Raw genomic sequence first — 14,211 nt, 5'->3', positions numbered from 1 at the left:
AAGACGCCCCGACAATGCCCAACGAAAACTCGACCCGAGCCGCCCCGCCGCTCGAACGTGACGCCCTGAGCGGCGTGGACGCGCTCGCGCCCGTTCTGCGCGATGCTTTCGTCTCGCTGGGCCGCGAACTCATCGCGATCAAACCGACGCCCGAGCGCGCGCTCTTCGCCACGCAGGCGATGTTCTCGGTGGCGCTCGCGGTCGCGCTGGCCTACGCGTTTCACTTGACGCACATCTGGTGGGCCGCCATCAGCGGCTTCGCCGTCATGCAGACCAAGTTCTCCGCGTGCGCGCAACGCGGCGTGCATCGCGTGCTCGGCACGGTGGCGGGCGCGTTGCTCGGGGCGGTGGCTGGGCCGCTCATCGGCGATGTGCCGTGGCTCTTCGTGCCGCTGCTCGGGTTGATCGCAGGCTTCTCGGTGTTTCGCGCGCTCGTTTCGGATGCCGGCTACGCCTGGGTGCTCGGCGCGGTGACCGCGCTGATGGTGACGTTCGAGGCGCATCGGCTCGATTCGGCATCGGCGACGGCTTCGTTCGCGGTGCTGCGCGTGGTCGAGGTGATCGTCGGCACCGTGGCGTGCGTGGCCGTGTCGGCGCTCTTTCACGCGGGCGTGCAGCATTATCGGAAAAAGCGTGGCGCGGCGCTCGTGCCGGGTGCGCAGGCGTCGTCCACGGCCGACAGGGTGAATGCCAACAGCCTCGCCGTCACGCATGCCATCACGCTCGTTCCCTCCGATGCCGCGCAAGCCGTGCAAGCGCTCGAAGCCGCGCACGCGCAGCACGTTGCCGACGTCATGCGCAAGCGCCTGGCATGGCAGTCCGCGTGGTCGATCATGATTCTCGCGGCGCTCGCGTATGCGTGGAATCTGCCCGGCTTCGCGCAGGCGATGGTAACGGCCGTTGCCGTGCTGATCTTGCCCGCATCCGCACTGGACAAGCCGACGAAAAAACCCGTCACGCAGCGCATGGTGCAGCGGCTCGTCGGCTGTCTGCTGGCGGGAGCGGTGAGCCTCGCGCTTTTGCCACTGCTGGGCGACAACGCGTTCGCCTGCATGCTCGCCCTGTGCGCGGGCGTGTGGCTTGGCTGTCACGTGCAGACGGGCTCGCAGGGCGCGAGCTATGTCGGGCGGCAGTTCAGCATCGCGTTCATCATGGTCTTCGTGCAGGACCACCATTGGTCGTCGGACCCGATGCCCGCCGTGCTGCGGCTGTCCGGCATTCTGTGCGGGATCGTCGTGCTCGCCTGGGTGATGGCGGTCGGCACGGCGTGGTCCGCGCGGCAGGGCGCTCGCTCGATGATGCGATAGAGCGCCCGCCGCGAAGTCAGCGCGAAGTCAACGCATCACGCTTCCTCGGCCCACGCGAGATTCTCGCGCGCCATCAGTGCCGATGAAGCCGCCGGGCCGAACGTTCCCGCCGTATAACCGCGCGGCTTGTCGCCAAGTTCCTTCCAGCCGTTGAGAATGGGCTCGACCCACGCCCAAGCCGCTTCGAGTTCGTCGCGGCGCATGAAGTGCGTGAGACGGCCGCGAATCACGTCGATCAGCAAACGCTCATACGCTTCCGCGCGGCGCTCGGTGAACGCCTGCTGCAGATCGAGGTTCAGATTGACGGGCAGCATTTGCATGCCGCTGCCGGGTTCCTTCGCCATCATCTGCAACTGGATTGATTCTTCCGGCTGCAACGTGATGGTGAGCCGGTTGCCGTAATGACGCGGACCCGCCGGAATGATCGAGAACGGCAAGTCGGCAAAGTCGATGACGATCTCCGAGCGCCGGTTCTGCATGCGCTTGCCGGTGCGCAGGAAGAACGGGACGTTGGCCCAGCGCCAGTTGTTGATATGCGCGCGCAATGCGACGAAGGTCTCGGCGCGGCTTTCGGCGGGCACGTTGTCTTCCTGCAGATAGCCCTTTACCGCCTCGCCGCCGACCGCGCCCGCCGCATACTGACCGCGCACGGTGTCGCGGGCGATATCCGCGACCGACATGGGCCGCAGCGACTTCAGCACCTTGAGCTTTTCGTCGCGCACGGCGTCGGGATCGAGCGAGACGGGAGGTTCCATCGCCACGATGCACAGCAGTTGCAGCAAGTGGTTCTGCACCATGTCGCGCAGCGCGCCGGTGTGGTCGTAAAAGCCCGCGCGGCTGCCCACGCCCACCGTTTCCGACACCGTGATCTGCACGCTCTTGATGTAAGGCGCTTGCCACAGCGGACCGAAGATGGCGTTGCCAAAGCGCAGCACCATCAGGTTCTGGACCGTCTCCTTGCCGAGATAATGGTCGATGCGATAAATCTGCTCTTCCTTGAAGCGCTTGCCGACGGCGTTGTTGATCTCAACCGCCGAGGCGAGATCGTGGCCGAGCGGCTTTTCCAGCACGACGCGCGACTGCTCGTCCACGAGACCCGCTGCCGCGAGATTGTCACAGATGGTGGTGAACAGTTCCGGCGAGGTCGAGAGATAGAACACGCGCTGCGCGTTCTCGCGCGATGCTTCGGCGAGACGGCGGAAGTCGTCCGGGTTTTCGACATCCACGCGCACGTAGTCGAACAGCGCGAGGAATTTGTCCCACGACTGCGCATCGAAGCCTTTTTCGTCGATGAACGGGCGCGACTGCTTCTCCATGAAATTCTTCAGATAGTCTTCGCGCGTCCAGTCCTTGCGGCCGATCGCGAGAATGCGCGTGTCGGGCGGCAGATTGCAATGCGAATGAGCCATGTAGAGCGCGGGCAGCAGCTTGCGTGCGGCAAGGTCGCCGCCGCCGCCGAAGATGATCATGTCGAGCGGGCGTTCATTCGAGGAAGATGTTTGATTCGTCATGGTGCGTGAGCCGTTGAAGGTTCAGAAAAGCCGAAGCGCGGCGACCGTGACATCCGGTCGAGAGAGCTATGTTGCATGGTTTGCCGGCATTTTGCACGGGGCGCGCGCTAACGGCCGTTCGATTCGAGCGGACGAGCTTCGAAGCGCGCGTGTCTTGCCCGCCGCGCGCAACCGAAAACTAACGCCAGTTCAGCGATGGATTCGCGCGCAACGCAGGCACGGCGAGATCGAGAAACGCGCGCACCTTCTGTGCGACATGGCGCCCTTCGCGATGCACGAGATGCACCGGCAGCGGCGGCGGTTCGAAATCGGCGAGAAGGGTGACGAGCGCGCCTTCGTTCAGATGCGACGCGATCTGATAAGAAAGCAGCCGCGCAATGCCGAAGCCCGCGAGCGCGGCTTCCATCGCCGAGTCGTTGGTCGTGGTGGAAAGGCGCGGCCGCGCGCGCACGACGATATGCCGCTCGCCCTCGTAAAGACGCCATTCGGGCGGCGTCGAGGAGCCGGTGGACGTGATGATCGTATGTGCATCGAGGTCGGCGGGATGTCGCGGCGTGCCGTGTTCATCGAGATATTCGGGCGACGCGCACAGCACCCGCCGCACGTGGCCCACGGGAATCGCCTGCAGCGACGAGTCCGGCAGTTCCGCGATCCGCACCGCCACGTCGATACCTTCGTCGACGAGATTCACCACGCGATCGACGAACCAGCAACTGGCGTCGGCTTCCCGATAGCGCGAAAGGTAGTCGAGCATCACCGGCATGACATGCAGTCGGCCGAACATGACTGGCGCGGTGATGGCGAGGACGCCACGCGGCGACGAATGCGTGCCGGTCGCGGCGAGGTCGGCGCTGTCGAGTTCGCCGAGAATGCGGCGGCAGTCCTCGAAGTAGCCACGGCCTGCGTCGGTGAGACGCACGACGCGTGTGGTGCGCGTGAGCAGCCGCACGCCAAGCCGTTCTTCGAGTTCCGTGACGACGCGGCTCACCACCGATGGCGACACTTCGAGCTTGCGCGCGGCGGACGCGAAGCCTCCGGTTTCGACCACGGTGACGAAGGTCGACATTGCCTGGAAACGATCCATGTTGGGGCGCACGGCCTGCGGGCTGGGAAGTTGCCGTGCATTCTCGGGCATGCTGGCGCGCCGCGCAATCTAGAGATCGAGTAGCAGCGGCGCGCTTTGTTCCGCGGGAAGCGCGCAGCAGATCAAGGCTTCGTCGTTGCCGACATGAAACGCGGGCTCGCTTGCATAGGTCACCGCGCCTTCCCTGATGCGCGTCCTGCACGTGCCGCACGTTCCGCCGCGACAGTTGAACTCCGCGTCGATGCCGTTTGCTTCGGCCAGATCGAGCAACGAGCCGCTTTCGGGCGACCATTGCACGCGCTTGTCCGACTTGAGGAAACTCACCGATACGGCTTGCGTGGCCGCTGGCGGCATCGGCTTCGTCTCGATACCGCGATCGGCCGTGCGTCGCAGCGATGCGGGACCGAAGGCTTCGGCATGGACGCGCGTGTCGGCCACGTTGAGCGCGCGCAAGCCATCGTAGAGCGATTGCATGAACGCGCCCGGTCCGCACAGATAGAAGTCGTAGTCGTTGAACGGCAGAAAGCTCGTCAGCAAGTCGATATCGATCCGCCCCGACACCTCGTAATCTTCCTTGAAGGTCGCGCCTTGCGGGTCGCTCAGCACGCGAATCACGCGCACCGCGCCGCCCGCGCTTTGCACGAGTGCATCGATCTCGGCGGCGAACGCGCGATTGGCGAGCGTTCGCGCCGATACGATCAGCCACGTCGGGCGGATGCGGCGCTTGCGCAGGCCTTCGTAGACGACGTGCCGCAGCATCGCGATCATCGGCGTTATGCCGACGCCCGCCGCGATCAGCACGGCCGGGCGTCGCTCCAGCGCGTCGATGGTGAAGTCGCCCGCCGGCGCGCGCGCCTCGACGACATCGCCCACTTTCAATGTGTCGTGCAGGTGCGCGGACACGCGTCCTGCGCGCTTCACGCTGATGCGATACATCCCGTCCGATGGCGCCACCGACAGCGTGTACGTGCGGATCAGCGGCTTCGCTTCGCCGGGAAGATGCGCGCGAATCGGCAAATGCTGGCCGGCCGCGTGCGCCACGATGCCCGCGCCATCCGCCGGTTGCAGATGGAAAGAGCGGATGACATCGCTTTCATCGACGATACGGCTCACCCTGAACGGCCGCCACGCGTTGGCGAGCGCGGCCGCCTTCATGCGTTCGGATGCCTCCGCCCAGTCGCCCGTCATCAGCGCATTGGGCGAAAAGCCTTCGCGGCGCAGCGCCCAGCGCAAGGGCAGCGCATTCTCGCGCAGCACGATACGACGCGGCGTGAAGCGCCACAGCCTTTCCGCGCCTTGAAACGCGGCGATTTCGGGTGAATCGGTGAGCACTTCGGCGTCGCCCGTAAGTTGCAGCAGCGTGCCGCTTTCGAAGTCCGTGAAGAGCAGACCGGCGCGTCCGTTCACAAGAATATTGCCGAGCGTGTTGAAGAAGAGATTGCCCGCGAAGTCGGGAATGGTGAGCACGCCATCGTCGGAGATGCGCACGAAACCCGCCTTGCCGCCGCGATGCGACACATCCACCTGACGATGCCCGTCTTCGCGGTCGAAATACGATGCCACGAAGAAGGTGTCGGCGCGTTCGATCATCGCCCTTGCGCGTGGCGAGTGCGGATCTTCTTCGACCGGCTTCGAGCTCGAAGGCTCGGAAGGCTCGCGCACGAATTCGAAATCGCGCAGTTGAATGTATTGCGGGCAATTGCCGAAGCTCTGTTCGACGGCCACTTCGAACGCGCGGTCGCCATGGCGATGAATCACGCCGTTCATGCGGTTACGCCGCCGCGTATGCAGTTCGATGCCGAGCATGCCGACCGATGCGCCATCGTTCATGCCGGCATCGGCGGGATCGTTCTTGTCGCGCGGATGCCTGACGGCGAGAGTCGTCGCGTCAGGCGTTTGCAGAAAACCAGGACGGCCCGCGAGGAGCGTGGCCCAGGCGTCGCCGTTTCGATCGACCGCGCCCGTGACGATGAACGGCAGCTGCGCGAAGAATTGCCGATGCTGCTCCGGCATGAAGCTGCGCACCACGCGCCGCCCTTGTTCCTGCATGCGCTCGTAGACGCCCGCGGTTTTCTGCAGCGTGATTTCGCCGCGATGCCACGGCGCGTCCATCGTGACGGGACTGGAGAAGGACATGATCGTCTCAGGCCCGCAGCCCGGCCGCCGTCTTTTGGAACTCGATGAATCCGGGCAGCGCTTCCACGCGCGCCAGCCACGCGTTCACATGGCGATAACCGGACAAATCGACGTTGCCTTCGGGCGCGCTGGAGATGTAGCTGTAGAGCGCGACATCCGCGATGGTCGGATGCGAGCTGCCGATATCGGCGATCCAGTCGCGCGACTGCAATTCTTCGTCGATCACTTCGAGCGAAGCGTGCGCCCGGCCGATGACTTCTTCGGTATCGAACTTCCGGCCGAACACGGTGACGAGACGCGCCGCGCATGCGCCGTAGGCGATCTGGCCTGCGGCAACGGAGAGCCAGCGTTGCACCTGGGCCGCTTCGAGGGGCGTTTCGGGGAGCCAGCGGGCATCGCCGCTTTTCTTCGCGAGGTAGACGAGGATGGCGTTCGAATCGGCGATGACGTGATTGCCGTCGGTAAGCACCGGGATTTGGCCGAAGCGATTCAGGCGCAGGAATTCAGGCGACTTGTGCGCGTTGGCGGCGAGGTCGACGACTTCTTCTTCGTGATCGAGGGCAAGAAGGTGCAAGAAAAGCCGCGCCCGGTGGGAGTGGCCGGAGAGGGGATGGTGATAGAGCTTCATGGCGGGCTTCAGTCCTTATGGTTGGGTTCTTGGCGGTCTTCTGACGCGGAGGCGCGTTTCGCTGACCTTTACGGAGGGTCTCTCCGTGTACGAACCAAGTATGGGGACTTGTCCTGCTGAGTTGAATACCAGATGGATTCAAATCACTGTTCTTGTTTGGAGAACGGTGAGGTATTTGGGAGGCTGGAATTCCCGCTTGAGCAAGCTGTTTCCTATTTGCAAGATCCTGCGGCTATATCGGGAATGCATGCATCGCCGAGATCTGCGTTCCCGAGCGGGTACGAGATGCGATTTTTACAAGTTGTTGAGGGCCTTCGTTCCCGAGCGGATACCAAGGCAGCCTATTTGAGGCCAGCGTGGCATAATGTTCCCGAGCGGGAACGAGAGGGCCAGCTATGACTGAACAACGCAACCAGATAACAGATGTTGTCGCATTAGGTGCGCTAGTGCGGGCCGTACGCATCGCGCAAGGTTTCAAGCGCGACGAGTTGGCAACGGCGACTGGCCTATCGCCCAAATTCATCACTCAAATTGAGTTGGGGAAGGAAACGGCTCAGGTCGGGAAGGTGCTTCAGTTGCTGAGTGAACTCGGCATGCATCTCTACCTGGAAACGCCCGGCACGACATTTACAAAAGAAAGCCTCGAATCCGCATTGAAGCGACGCCGGTCGCGCCGAAACACTCCACCTGAGGCAGCCTGATCGTGACGTCTCGAACTTTGATTGCCTATGCCAACGGGCGACGCGTTGGTACGCTACTCGATGAAAACGGTGTCTGGAGCTTTGGTTATGATCCTCACTGGGTCGCAGCGAAGGATGCCTTTCCTCTATCGCCGGCTTTACCTTTAAGCAGCGACCGCGTCGTCGATGGCTCGTCAAAGCGCCCTGTGCAATGGTTCTTCGACAACCTGCTTCCAGAAGAAGCCATGCGCGAGGCGCTCGCCAAGGAAGCGTCGATGGATGCCAGCGACGCATGGGGATTACTCGCTTATTACGGTCGCGAAACCGCGGGTGCGCTTTCGCTAATGGCCGAGGGTGAAACCGAGCCTGGAGCTGACCGGGCCCCGCTGGCGCTGGAAGAACTCGAGAGGCGCATTCAGGCGATGCCGACACACGCGCTGACTGCGACTTCGCCGAAGCGAATGTCGGCGGCAGGTGCTCAGCAAAAGCTGCTCATCATTCTGACGGGGGAGCACCCTGAACATGAGTTGTTCGAGCCAGTGGGCGCCGAGCCTTCCATGCATCTACTCAAGCCGGATATGCGAATGGCCGGCTATCCCCATTCGGCCATCAACGAGTTCTTTTGCGCGCGGCTGGCGCGCCAGTTGAGCTTGCCCATACCCAATACCCATTTTCTGCGCGTGCCTTCGGCGTGTTACGTCATCGACCGCTTTGATCGTGACGTCGCGAGCGCACCAATGTCGCGAATTCACATGCTCGATGCGACCCAACTGCTTAATAAGGATAAAGCGTTCAAATACAACAACGCCAGCGCCAAAGCGCTTGGAGAGTGTGTGTCCCTGCTCGGAACGAAAGCATTGGCCCGACTCGCACTTTTTAGATGGACTGTGTTCAACGTCCTCGTGGGCAATGCGGATGCACATCTGAAGAACGTTTCGTTTTTCTCGCGTTCTTCCGGCTACGCACTTGCACCCTTCTATGATCTCGTTAGTACAGTCGTCTATAGCACGCCCTCGTACCATGAACACGGCGAGCGCTGGCCTCATGTGGAGCTCTCCATGCCCATCGGCAACGCAAGGCGCTTTGCCGAGATATCGCGTGCAAATGTGCTCGCGTTTGCTGAAGAACTCGGAATACGTGCGTCGGGCGCGGAGAAGGACTTGGAAAAGATGCTCGCTGAACTGCCCGGCGCCATTGGACGAACGCGCGCAGAGGTCAACATCGTTGCTCAGCCTAGCGCCGGTGAAATTCGGCTCCTGGACAGCATCCAACATATGCCGCTGAGCGAAATGAGCCGAGCGCTGAGCTTATAACGAGCGCCAAAAACGCAGGTCGATCTATGCCGCTGCACGACGGATAACAACGTCTTCGCGGCTATGCCGGAACTGTCGGATAAATATTCGTTTATGGCGAGTGCGCGTTCTGTTCAACAACGCGCCGCCGCGCCTACGCTCTCAATCCAGTCCCGCCGCAGCCTGCCATTCCTCAAGCGCTCGTTCGAGACCACTAAACGTCACCGGCTTATGCATATACCCGTCGAACGACGGAAAGTCGTTGTCGCCCAATTCCGTGCGCCCTGTCATCGCGATCATGTATGCGTCGTGAGAAGCGCCTTCGGCCCGCAAGCCCTCACACATTTCACGGCCGTCGCCATCGGGTAGCTCGACATCCGCGAGGATCACATCGAAGGTATGTGCATGCGCAAGTTCGCGTGCGACGCCGCAATCGTGAGCAAGCTGAACCTGATGCCCCAGTTTGCCGATCAGCGAAGCAATGCCTGCCGCGAAATCGCGATCGTCGTCCAACACCAGAATTTGCATAAGTCGCCCCGTTCGCGCGTTGGTTGAGTTGCTAGCTTCCTATGCAATTCCTATGCAAGGACAGTGCCATCAGCCCGCGATAAACACAGCGCCTTGCGCCGTGTGGCCGGGCCAACGAAGCGAACGGTCGTATCAGCCGCGATTTGGAATAGTTACCGGGCAAGCGCGCTCATTGTTGACGAGACTGCTACGCGCATCAGGCGCCGCGGGCCACGCGCAACCTTAATTCTGGGGCGGCACATTCGCCTTGTTCCCCGCCAGCGGCGACCCATACCCGCCACTATTCGCGTTGTTAGGCAGTCCATTGACTAGTTGCGCTCGCGGATCGCTCGGATTCAAATTCAACTCTCCCGCCTGCGCATTCCCGTGCGTCGGGTACTGGCTTCCAAGCGGCGCGTCCGGCATGAGCTTGGGGTTGTTCTGAGGCGCGCTCATATCCGTTTCCGCACTCGGCGGATGCAACTGCGCAAACGCGCTCGACGCCGCGAGCAACAAGCCCGTAAAAACACAAAGGCGAACGTTCATGACAAAACTCCCGAGGTGGCGGCGCGAAGCGGTCCGCATTGCTTGAGTCTAGACCCGCGCCGTGCCACGAACGCTGATCTCCCTACCGTCGACCAGTCCAGCGTTTGTCTCAAGCGCGCGCTATTTCTTGTGTTTCTTGAGTTTGGCTTTGCGCTTGCCGCGCTCATCGATTATCCGCACGCGATGCTTGTCCTTCATCTTCTTCCATTCCTTGCATTCTTCCTTCGTGCGCAGGCAACCAATGCAGAAGCCCGTCTTTTCATCGAACTTGCAGATGCTGATGCAGGGCGAATCGACTCCCATGATTTATCCGTGAAAGTGCCGCATGGGCGTGACAGTGGGCCAACAATTTCGCACGCTGCGTGCCCGCGTCGCCAACTGATTGTTTCGATGATCCTCATAGCGCCGCCAAGCGGTGCCCCGCAAACCCTCACCTTTGACCCGAATTGCGGCATGACGCTTGCTTCATGCGGACAAATGCGTGACACGTCCGTTGCGCCGATGACGCTTTTCCCTCCTCACGAGCGAGCGAATAATTCAAATGCCTCCCGCACCCGGCTCGCGCCGTCCACCCGCCAAAATACTGCCGCCCGACGCGCCTGGCCTGCGCGCGCTGGCGTCGCTGGTGACTGGTGTCATCGTCATATGCGCTTTGTACTTCGGGCGCGCGGTACTTATTCCGATCATCCTCGCGATTCTGCTGAGCTTTCTGCTCGCGCCTTTCGTCGATATGTTGCGGCGCATTCGCTTCGGGCAAGTGCCATCGGTGATCGTCGCGGTGTTGCTGGCGTTGTCGGTGCTGACGGCTGTCGGCGCGCTGATCGGCGCGCAGGTCGCGCAACTTGCGGGCGATCTGCCGAAGTATCAGGTCGCGGTCGAACGCAAGATCGACTCGGTGCAGCGCCTGACAGTCGGTCGCGCCGATGAATTTCTGGGGCGCGCATCGCGTGCGCTCAAACGCATTTCGCCCGCGCGCGAGCAGGAGCAGCGCACCGCCGAGAACAATCCCGCCGCCTCGCCGATCGATCAGCCGATGCCGGTGGAAGTGCACGAACCATCGCCGTCGCCGCTGGAACTGGCGCAGCGCTTTCTCTCGCCGGTCATCAGTCCGCTGGAAACGACGGGCATCGTGCTGGTGGTCGCCGTGTTCATCCTGTTGCAGCGTGAAGATCTACGCGACCGGCTGATACGCCTATTCGGCTCGCGCGATCTGCATCGGGCAACCACCGCGATGGACGAAGCCGCGCGCCGCCTTTCGCGCTATTTTCTGGCGCAGCTCGGCATCAACGTGAGCGTGGGCATCATCATTTCGATTGGGCTCGCGGTTATCGGCGTGCCGGGCGCATTGCTGTTCGGCGTGATGACGGCGCTTCTGCGCTTCGTGCCGTATGTCGGGACGTGGATTGCCGCGCTCGTCGCGGTGGTGTTCGCGGCGGCGGTTGGCCCCGGCTGGACCATGCTGATCTGGACCATCGTATTGTTCGGCGTGACCGACATCGTGGCGGGACAGATCGTCGAGCCGCTCCTGTACGGTCACAGCACCGGGCTTTCGCCGTTCGCGGTGATCGTCGCGGCAATCTTCTGGAGCTGGATCTGGGGGCCAATAGGTCTCGTGCTGTCGACGCCGCTCACGCTGTGCCTCGTGATTCTCGGGCGCCATGTGGATCGCCTCGAATTTCTCGATGTGCTGTTCGGCGACCGGCCAGCGCTCACCCCTGCGGAAAATTTTTATCAGCGCCTGCTTGCCAACGATCCCGACGAAGCGCTGGCGCAAGCGGAATCGCTGCTGACGGAACGCTCGCTGATCGCTTACTACGACGAAGTCGCGCTCGAGGGCTTGCGGCTCGCGCACAACGACGTGCTGCGCGGCGTGGTGACGGTGGATCAGTTGCGGCGCATCAACGAGTCGGCGCTCGACATCATCGAAGGGCTGGAGGAAACCGACGATACCGCCGTGCTGCCGCCGCCTCATCGCGAAGATCCGCCCGCGAGTCTGGAGTCGCCGGACGAAGCGGTGCCGCTCGCCTACGAAGCGCCGCCGCCGCATTTCGACGCGCAAGCGGAAGGTCACACGGCGTCGGTGTTGTGCATTGCAGGGCGCAGCGAACTGGACGATTTGGCCGCGACAATCGCGGTGCAACTCTTTAGGAAGCACGGGCTGGGCGCCGATCTGGCGGGCTACGAACGCTTCTCGCGCGGACGCTTCGGCGAAGTGAACCTGCACGGCGTGTCGATCATCTGCGTGGTCTCGTTCGATGCCGCCGAGTCGCCGCCATATCTGCGCAATCTCTTGCGCCGCCTGCATCAGCGTGCGCCGGCAGCCGAGCTGATCGTGGGACTCGTGTTCCCCGAAAGTCCGCTGCAGGGCGAAGCGCTGGTGCGCACGAGTTCGGCGGCGGTGTCGTTCAAGGAACTGGTCGAGGCATGCGTGGCGGCGGCACGCCGTCAATCGACCGATGGCGTCTCATGGACCGGACTCGATCCCTCGGATGGCGAAGCCGCGCTCGAAGGACCGCCCGCGCCCGAAGAGGACGCGCCGGCGTTGCGCAACGGCTGAAGCCTGCGGCCGCCTTAGCGGTTGCCGTCGAACAAGTCGTTGAGCATGGTGTCGAATGCGGCTTGCGCCTCTTCGAGCTCTTGCAGGGCGGCGTCGAAGGCCGTCAGCGCGAGTTGCGTCGGGCGGCCGTCGCCTTCGGGCGCGAACTGCTTCTGCAAGGCAAGAAAGGCGGATTGAACCTGGCGCGTCGCGTTGACGATGCGTTCCATCGCGCGCGCTTCTTCTTGCCGGTTGGCTTCTGCGGTCATGTGGGGCACTCCTTGTTGACAATGCCCGATATTATCAAGCGCGGAAGCCTTCGCGGTCCAACTCCGACTCAAGCCGTCGCTTTAGGGCCGGCGACCGTGAACAATCTTACCGCTTCCTCCAGCACCACCGCCCGCTTCGCCGGGCGCTTGGCCGTCACCGCCGCCTGTTCGACCAGCGCCGCGTTCTGCTGGGTCGAATTCGTCGAGATGCGAGACTGCCTGATTCACTTGCGCGATCCATCCGCCTGCTCGCTGCTGGCTTTCGCCACTTCATGATGATCGTCATACGCGGTTCACCGCTTCGTCGATAGCACGCATTGGCGCGTCGTGCGCGTGACGAGGCGTGCGTTTCGTGCCGATAACGGTGCCGCTTCGCTGGGCGCTTTATTGCGCGCTCCAGCCGCCGTCGATCTTCAACTCCGAACCGCGCATTTCGCTCGCGGCGTCGGAGCAGAGGAACACGGCGAGATCGCCGATCTGCTCCGTCGTCACGAACTGCGCCGACGGCTGCTTCTCGCCGAGCAACTTCGCGCGGGCGTCGTCAGGCGAGAGCGATTCGCGTGCGGCGAGATCGTCGATCTGCTTCTGCACGAGCGGCGTATGCACGAAGCCGGGGCAGATGGCGTTGACCGTCACGCCGCTTCGCGCGTTTTCGAGCGCGGCGACCTTCGTGAGTCCGAGGATGCCGTGCTTGGCCGCCACATAAGCGGACTTGCCGACCGACCCGACGAGTCCGTGCACCGAAGCGATGTTGATGACGCGTCCCCAGCCGCGCTCGCGCATGCCGGGCAGCGCGACGCGCATGGTGTGAAACGCCGAGCTGAGATTGATGGCGATGATCGCGTCCCAGCGTTCCACCGGGAACTGGTCGATGGTCGCGACATGCTGGATGCCTGCGTTGTTCACGAGAATATCGACCGCACCGAAGGTTTCGTTGGCGAAGGCGAGCATGGCTTCGATTTCGCCGGGCTTGGTCATATCGGCATCATGATGCACCGCTTTCACGCCGATGGCTTCGATCTGCGCGAGGGCGCCGTTCACATCGCCGAAGCCGTTGAGCACGAGATTCGCGCCGGCTTGCGCAAGCGCCGTGGCAATGCCTAAGCCGATGCCGCTCGTCGAGCCGGTGACGAGCGCGGTCTTGCCGGCGAGCGATTTCGATGCGAGTTGAGTCATGGACGGGTTTCTCGATGAGTTTGAAGGGAGATGCGCGTTCGGCTGACTTTACAAAACGTCGCTAACTTTGCCTAGTGCGTAAAACACCGCGCATTGAAACACGGCCGCAAGGAGCCGATGTTATCTTTGCCAGCAACCCCAAGGAGCCCGACCCATGCTCTCACTCATTTACCGCGACTACATTGCCTGCCTGAACGGCAAGGACTGGACGAAGCTCGGGCAGTTCGTTCACGACGAGGTGTCGTATAACGACGTGCCAGGCACGCTGGCGGGCTATATCGGCATGCTGGAGCGAGATTACGAGCAGATTCCCGATCTGCATTTCAATATCGAACTGCTCGTTGAGGACGCGCAGACGGTGGCGGCGCGCCTGCTGTTCGATTGCTCGCCGAAAGGGACGTTCCTCGGCGTGCCCGTACACGGCCGGCGCGTGTGCTTTCGCGAGAACGTGTTTTATCGGTTTCGCGATGAGCGTATCGAGCGGGTGTGGTCGGTCATCGATAAGGCGGCGATTGAAGCGCAAGTCTTGTGAATGATTA

The 14,211-nt window shown here is 62.6% G+C and carries 14 protein-coding genes and 1 pseudogene; 5 read left to right on the top strand and 10 right to left on the bottom strand.

Annotated elements, in window-relative coordinates; translation table 11 throughout:
- Nucleotides 1-14: 14 nt before the first annotated feature.
- Nucleotides 15-1,307, top strand: a complete 1,293-nt coding sequence (locus tag NCR40_RS20445; protein ID WP_250467683.1) for an FUSC family protein — start codon at nt 15-17, stop codon at nt 1,305-1,307.
- A 35-nt stretch (nt 1,308-1,342) separates the two neighbouring features.
- Here the strand turns inward: NCR40_RS20445 and zwf are convergent, their stop codons facing one another.
- The 4 genes from zwf to NCR40_RS20425 form a co-directional block, all read right to left on the bottom strand.
- A complete protein-coding gene (zwf, locus tag NCR40_RS20440) occupies nt 1,343-2,818 on the bottom strand; it encodes a glucose-6-phosphate dehydrogenase (protein ID WP_244828944.1) in 1,476 nt (491 codons plus the stop codon).
- 178 nt (nt 2,819-2,996) lie between these two features.
- On the bottom strand, nt 2,997-3,902 hold the full coding sequence (locus tag NCR40_RS20435; RefSeq protein ID WP_250510490.1) for a LysR family transcriptional regulator: 906 nt from the start codon (nt 3,900-3,902) through the stop codon (nt 2,997-2,999).
- A gap of 69 nt (nt 3,903-3,971) precedes the next feature.
- A complete protein-coding gene (locus tag NCR40_RS20430) occupies nt 3,972-6,038 on the bottom strand; it encodes a 2Fe-2S iron-sulfur cluster-binding protein (protein ID WP_250510472.1) in 2,067 nt (688 codons plus the stop codon).
- 7 nt (nt 6,039-6,045) lie between these two features.
- Nucleotides 6,046-6,666: a glutathione S-transferase family protein gene (locus NCR40_RS20425; protein WP_250510471.1), complete on the bottom strand. Its 621-nt coding sequence runs from the start codon at nt 6,664-6,666 to the stop codon at nt 6,046-6,048.
- A gap of 395 nt (nt 6,667-7,061) precedes the next feature.
- Here NCR40_RS20425 and NCR40_RS20420 point away from each other — a divergent pair, with 395 nt between their 5' ends.
- Nucleotides 7,062-7,367, top strand: coding sequence for a helix-turn-helix domain-containing protein (locus NCR40_RS20420; RefSeq protein WP_250510470.1), 306 nt, complete (start codon nt 7,062-7,064; stop codon nt 7,365-7,367).
- 2 nt (nt 7,368-7,369) lie between these two features.
- Nucleotides 7,370-8,659: a HipA domain-containing protein gene (locus NCR40_RS20415; protein ID WP_250510469.1), complete on the top strand. Its 1,290-nt coding sequence runs from the start codon at nt 7,370-7,372 to the stop codon at nt 8,657-8,659.
- Nucleotides 8,660-8,800: 141 nt separating this feature from the next.
- Here the strand turns inward: NCR40_RS20415 and NCR40_RS20410 are convergent, their stop codons facing one another.
- The 3 genes from NCR40_RS20410 to NCR40_RS20400 form a co-directional block, all read right to left on the bottom strand.
- Nucleotides 8,801-9,166 (bottom strand): response regulator, encoded by a 366-nt coding sequence (locus tag NCR40_RS20410; protein ID WP_244828939.1) that lies wholly within the window; start codon nt 9,164-9,166, stop codon nt 8,801-8,803.
- Between the two features lie 222 nt (nt 9,167-9,388).
- The gene (locus tag NCR40_RS20405) at nt 9,389-9,691 is read right to left on the bottom strand and encodes a hypothetical protein (protein WP_250467680.1); all 303 of its coding nucleotides are present in this window, start codon (nt 9,689-9,691) and stop codon (nt 9,389-9,391) included.
- A 120-nt stretch (nt 9,692-9,811) separates the two neighbouring features.
- The gene (locus NCR40_RS20400) at nt 9,812-9,994 is read right to left on the bottom strand and encodes a DUF1289 domain-containing protein (protein ID WP_244828938.1); all 183 of its coding nucleotides are present in this window, start codon (nt 9,992-9,994) and stop codon (nt 9,812-9,814) included.
- Between the two features lie 238 nt (nt 9,995-10,232).
- On the opposite strand from NCR40_RS20400, the gene NCR40_RS20395 reads away from it, so the two are divergent.
- The gene (locus NCR40_RS20395; RefSeq protein ID WP_250467679.1) at nt 10,233-12,248 is read left to right on the top strand and encodes an AI-2E family transporter; all 2,016 of its coding nucleotides are present in this window, start codon (nt 10,233-10,235) and stop codon (nt 12,246-12,248) included.
- Between the two features lie 14 nt (nt 12,249-12,262).
- Here the strand turns inward: NCR40_RS20395 and NCR40_RS20390 are convergent, their stop codons facing one another.
- From NCR40_RS20390 to NCR40_RS20380, 3 genes and pseudogenes are all read right to left on the bottom strand, one after another.
- Nucleotides 12,263-12,496 carry a hypothetical protein gene (locus NCR40_RS20390; RefSeq protein ID WP_244828936.1) on the bottom strand — a complete coding sequence of 78 codons (234 nt, stop codon included), beginning with the start codon at nt 12,494-12,496 and terminating at the stop codon, nt 12,263-12,265.
- A gap of 68 nt (nt 12,497-12,564) precedes the next feature.
- Nucleotides 12,565-12,837: pseudogene (locus tag NCR40_RS31635) on the bottom strand (chemotaxis protein); the annotation flags it as partial.
- 43 nt (nt 12,838-12,880) lie between these two features.
- A complete protein-coding gene (locus tag NCR40_RS20380) occupies nt 12,881-13,672 on the bottom strand; it encodes a 3-hydroxybutyrate dehydrogenase (RefSeq protein ID WP_244828935.1) in 792 nt (263 codons plus the stop codon).
- A gap of 154 nt (nt 13,673-13,826) precedes the next feature.
- On the opposite strand from NCR40_RS20380, the gene NCR40_RS20375 reads away from it, so the two are divergent.
- Nucleotides 13,827-14,204 carry an ester cyclase gene (locus tag NCR40_RS20375; RefSeq protein ID WP_250510467.1) on the top strand — a complete coding sequence of 126 codons (378 nt, stop codon included), beginning with the start codon at nt 13,827-13,829 and terminating at the stop codon, nt 14,202-14,204.
- The last annotated feature ends 7 nt before the right edge of the window (nt 14,205-14,211 follow it).

This window comes from Caballeronia sp. GACF4 (assembly GCF_023631025.1).
In the GTDB taxonomy this organism is placed as follows: Bacteria; Pseudomonadota; Gammaproteobacteria; order Burkholderiales; family Burkholderiaceae; genus Caballeronia.
This window is presented reverse-complemented; position numbering and strand designations above follow the sequence as displayed.

Bases quoted from the DNA above. Each gene is read 5' to 3' on its own strand.
- NCR40_RS20445 (WP_250467683.1), top strand. From the start codon at position 15: ATGCCCAACGAAAACTCGACCCGAGCCGCCCCGCCGCTCGAACGTGAC.
- zwf (WP_244828944.1), bottom strand. From the start codon at position 2,818: ATGACGAATCAAACATCTTCCTCGAATGAACGCCCGCTCGACATGATC.
- NCR40_RS20435 (WP_250510490.1), bottom strand. From the start codon at position 3,902: ATGGATCGTTTCCAGGCAATGTCGACCTTCGTCACCGTGGTCGAAACC.
- NCR40_RS20430 (WP_250510472.1), bottom strand. From the start codon at position 6,038: ATGTCCTTCTCCAGTCCCGTCACGATGGACGCGCCGTGGCATCGCGGC.
- NCR40_RS20425 (WP_250510471.1), bottom strand. From the start codon at position 6,666: ATGAAGCTCTATCACCATCCCCTCTCCGGCCACTCCCACCGGGCGCGG.
- NCR40_RS20420 (WP_250510470.1), top strand. From the start codon at position 7,062: ATGACTGAACAACGCAACCAGATAACAGATGTTGTCGCATTAGGTGCG.
- NCR40_RS20410 (WP_244828939.1), bottom strand. From the start codon at position 9,166: ATGCAAATTCTGGTGTTGGACGACGATCGCGATTTCGCGGCAGGCATT.
- NCR40_RS20405 (WP_250467680.1), bottom strand. From the start codon at position 9,691: ATGAACGTTCGCCTTTGTGTTTTTACGGGCTTGTTGCTCGCGGCGTCG.
- NCR40_RS20400 (WP_244828938.1), bottom strand. From the start codon at position 9,994: ATGGGAGTCGATTCGCCCTGCATCAGCATCTGCAAGTTCGATGAAAAG.
- NCR40_RS20395 (WP_250467679.1), top strand. From the start codon at position 10,233: ATGCCTCCCGCACCCGGCTCGCGCCGTCCACCCGCCAAAATACTGCCG.
- NCR40_RS20390 (WP_244828936.1), bottom strand. From the start codon at position 12,496: ATGACCGCAGAAGCCAACCGGCAAGAAGAAGCGCGCGCGATGGAACGC.
- NCR40_RS20380 (WP_244828935.1), bottom strand. From the start codon at position 13,672: ATGACTCAACTCGCATCGAAATCGCTCGCCGGCAAGACCGCGCTCGTC.
- NCR40_RS20375 (WP_250510467.1), top strand. From the start codon at position 13,827: ATGCTCTCACTCATTTACCGCGACTACATTGCCTGCCTGAACGGCAAG.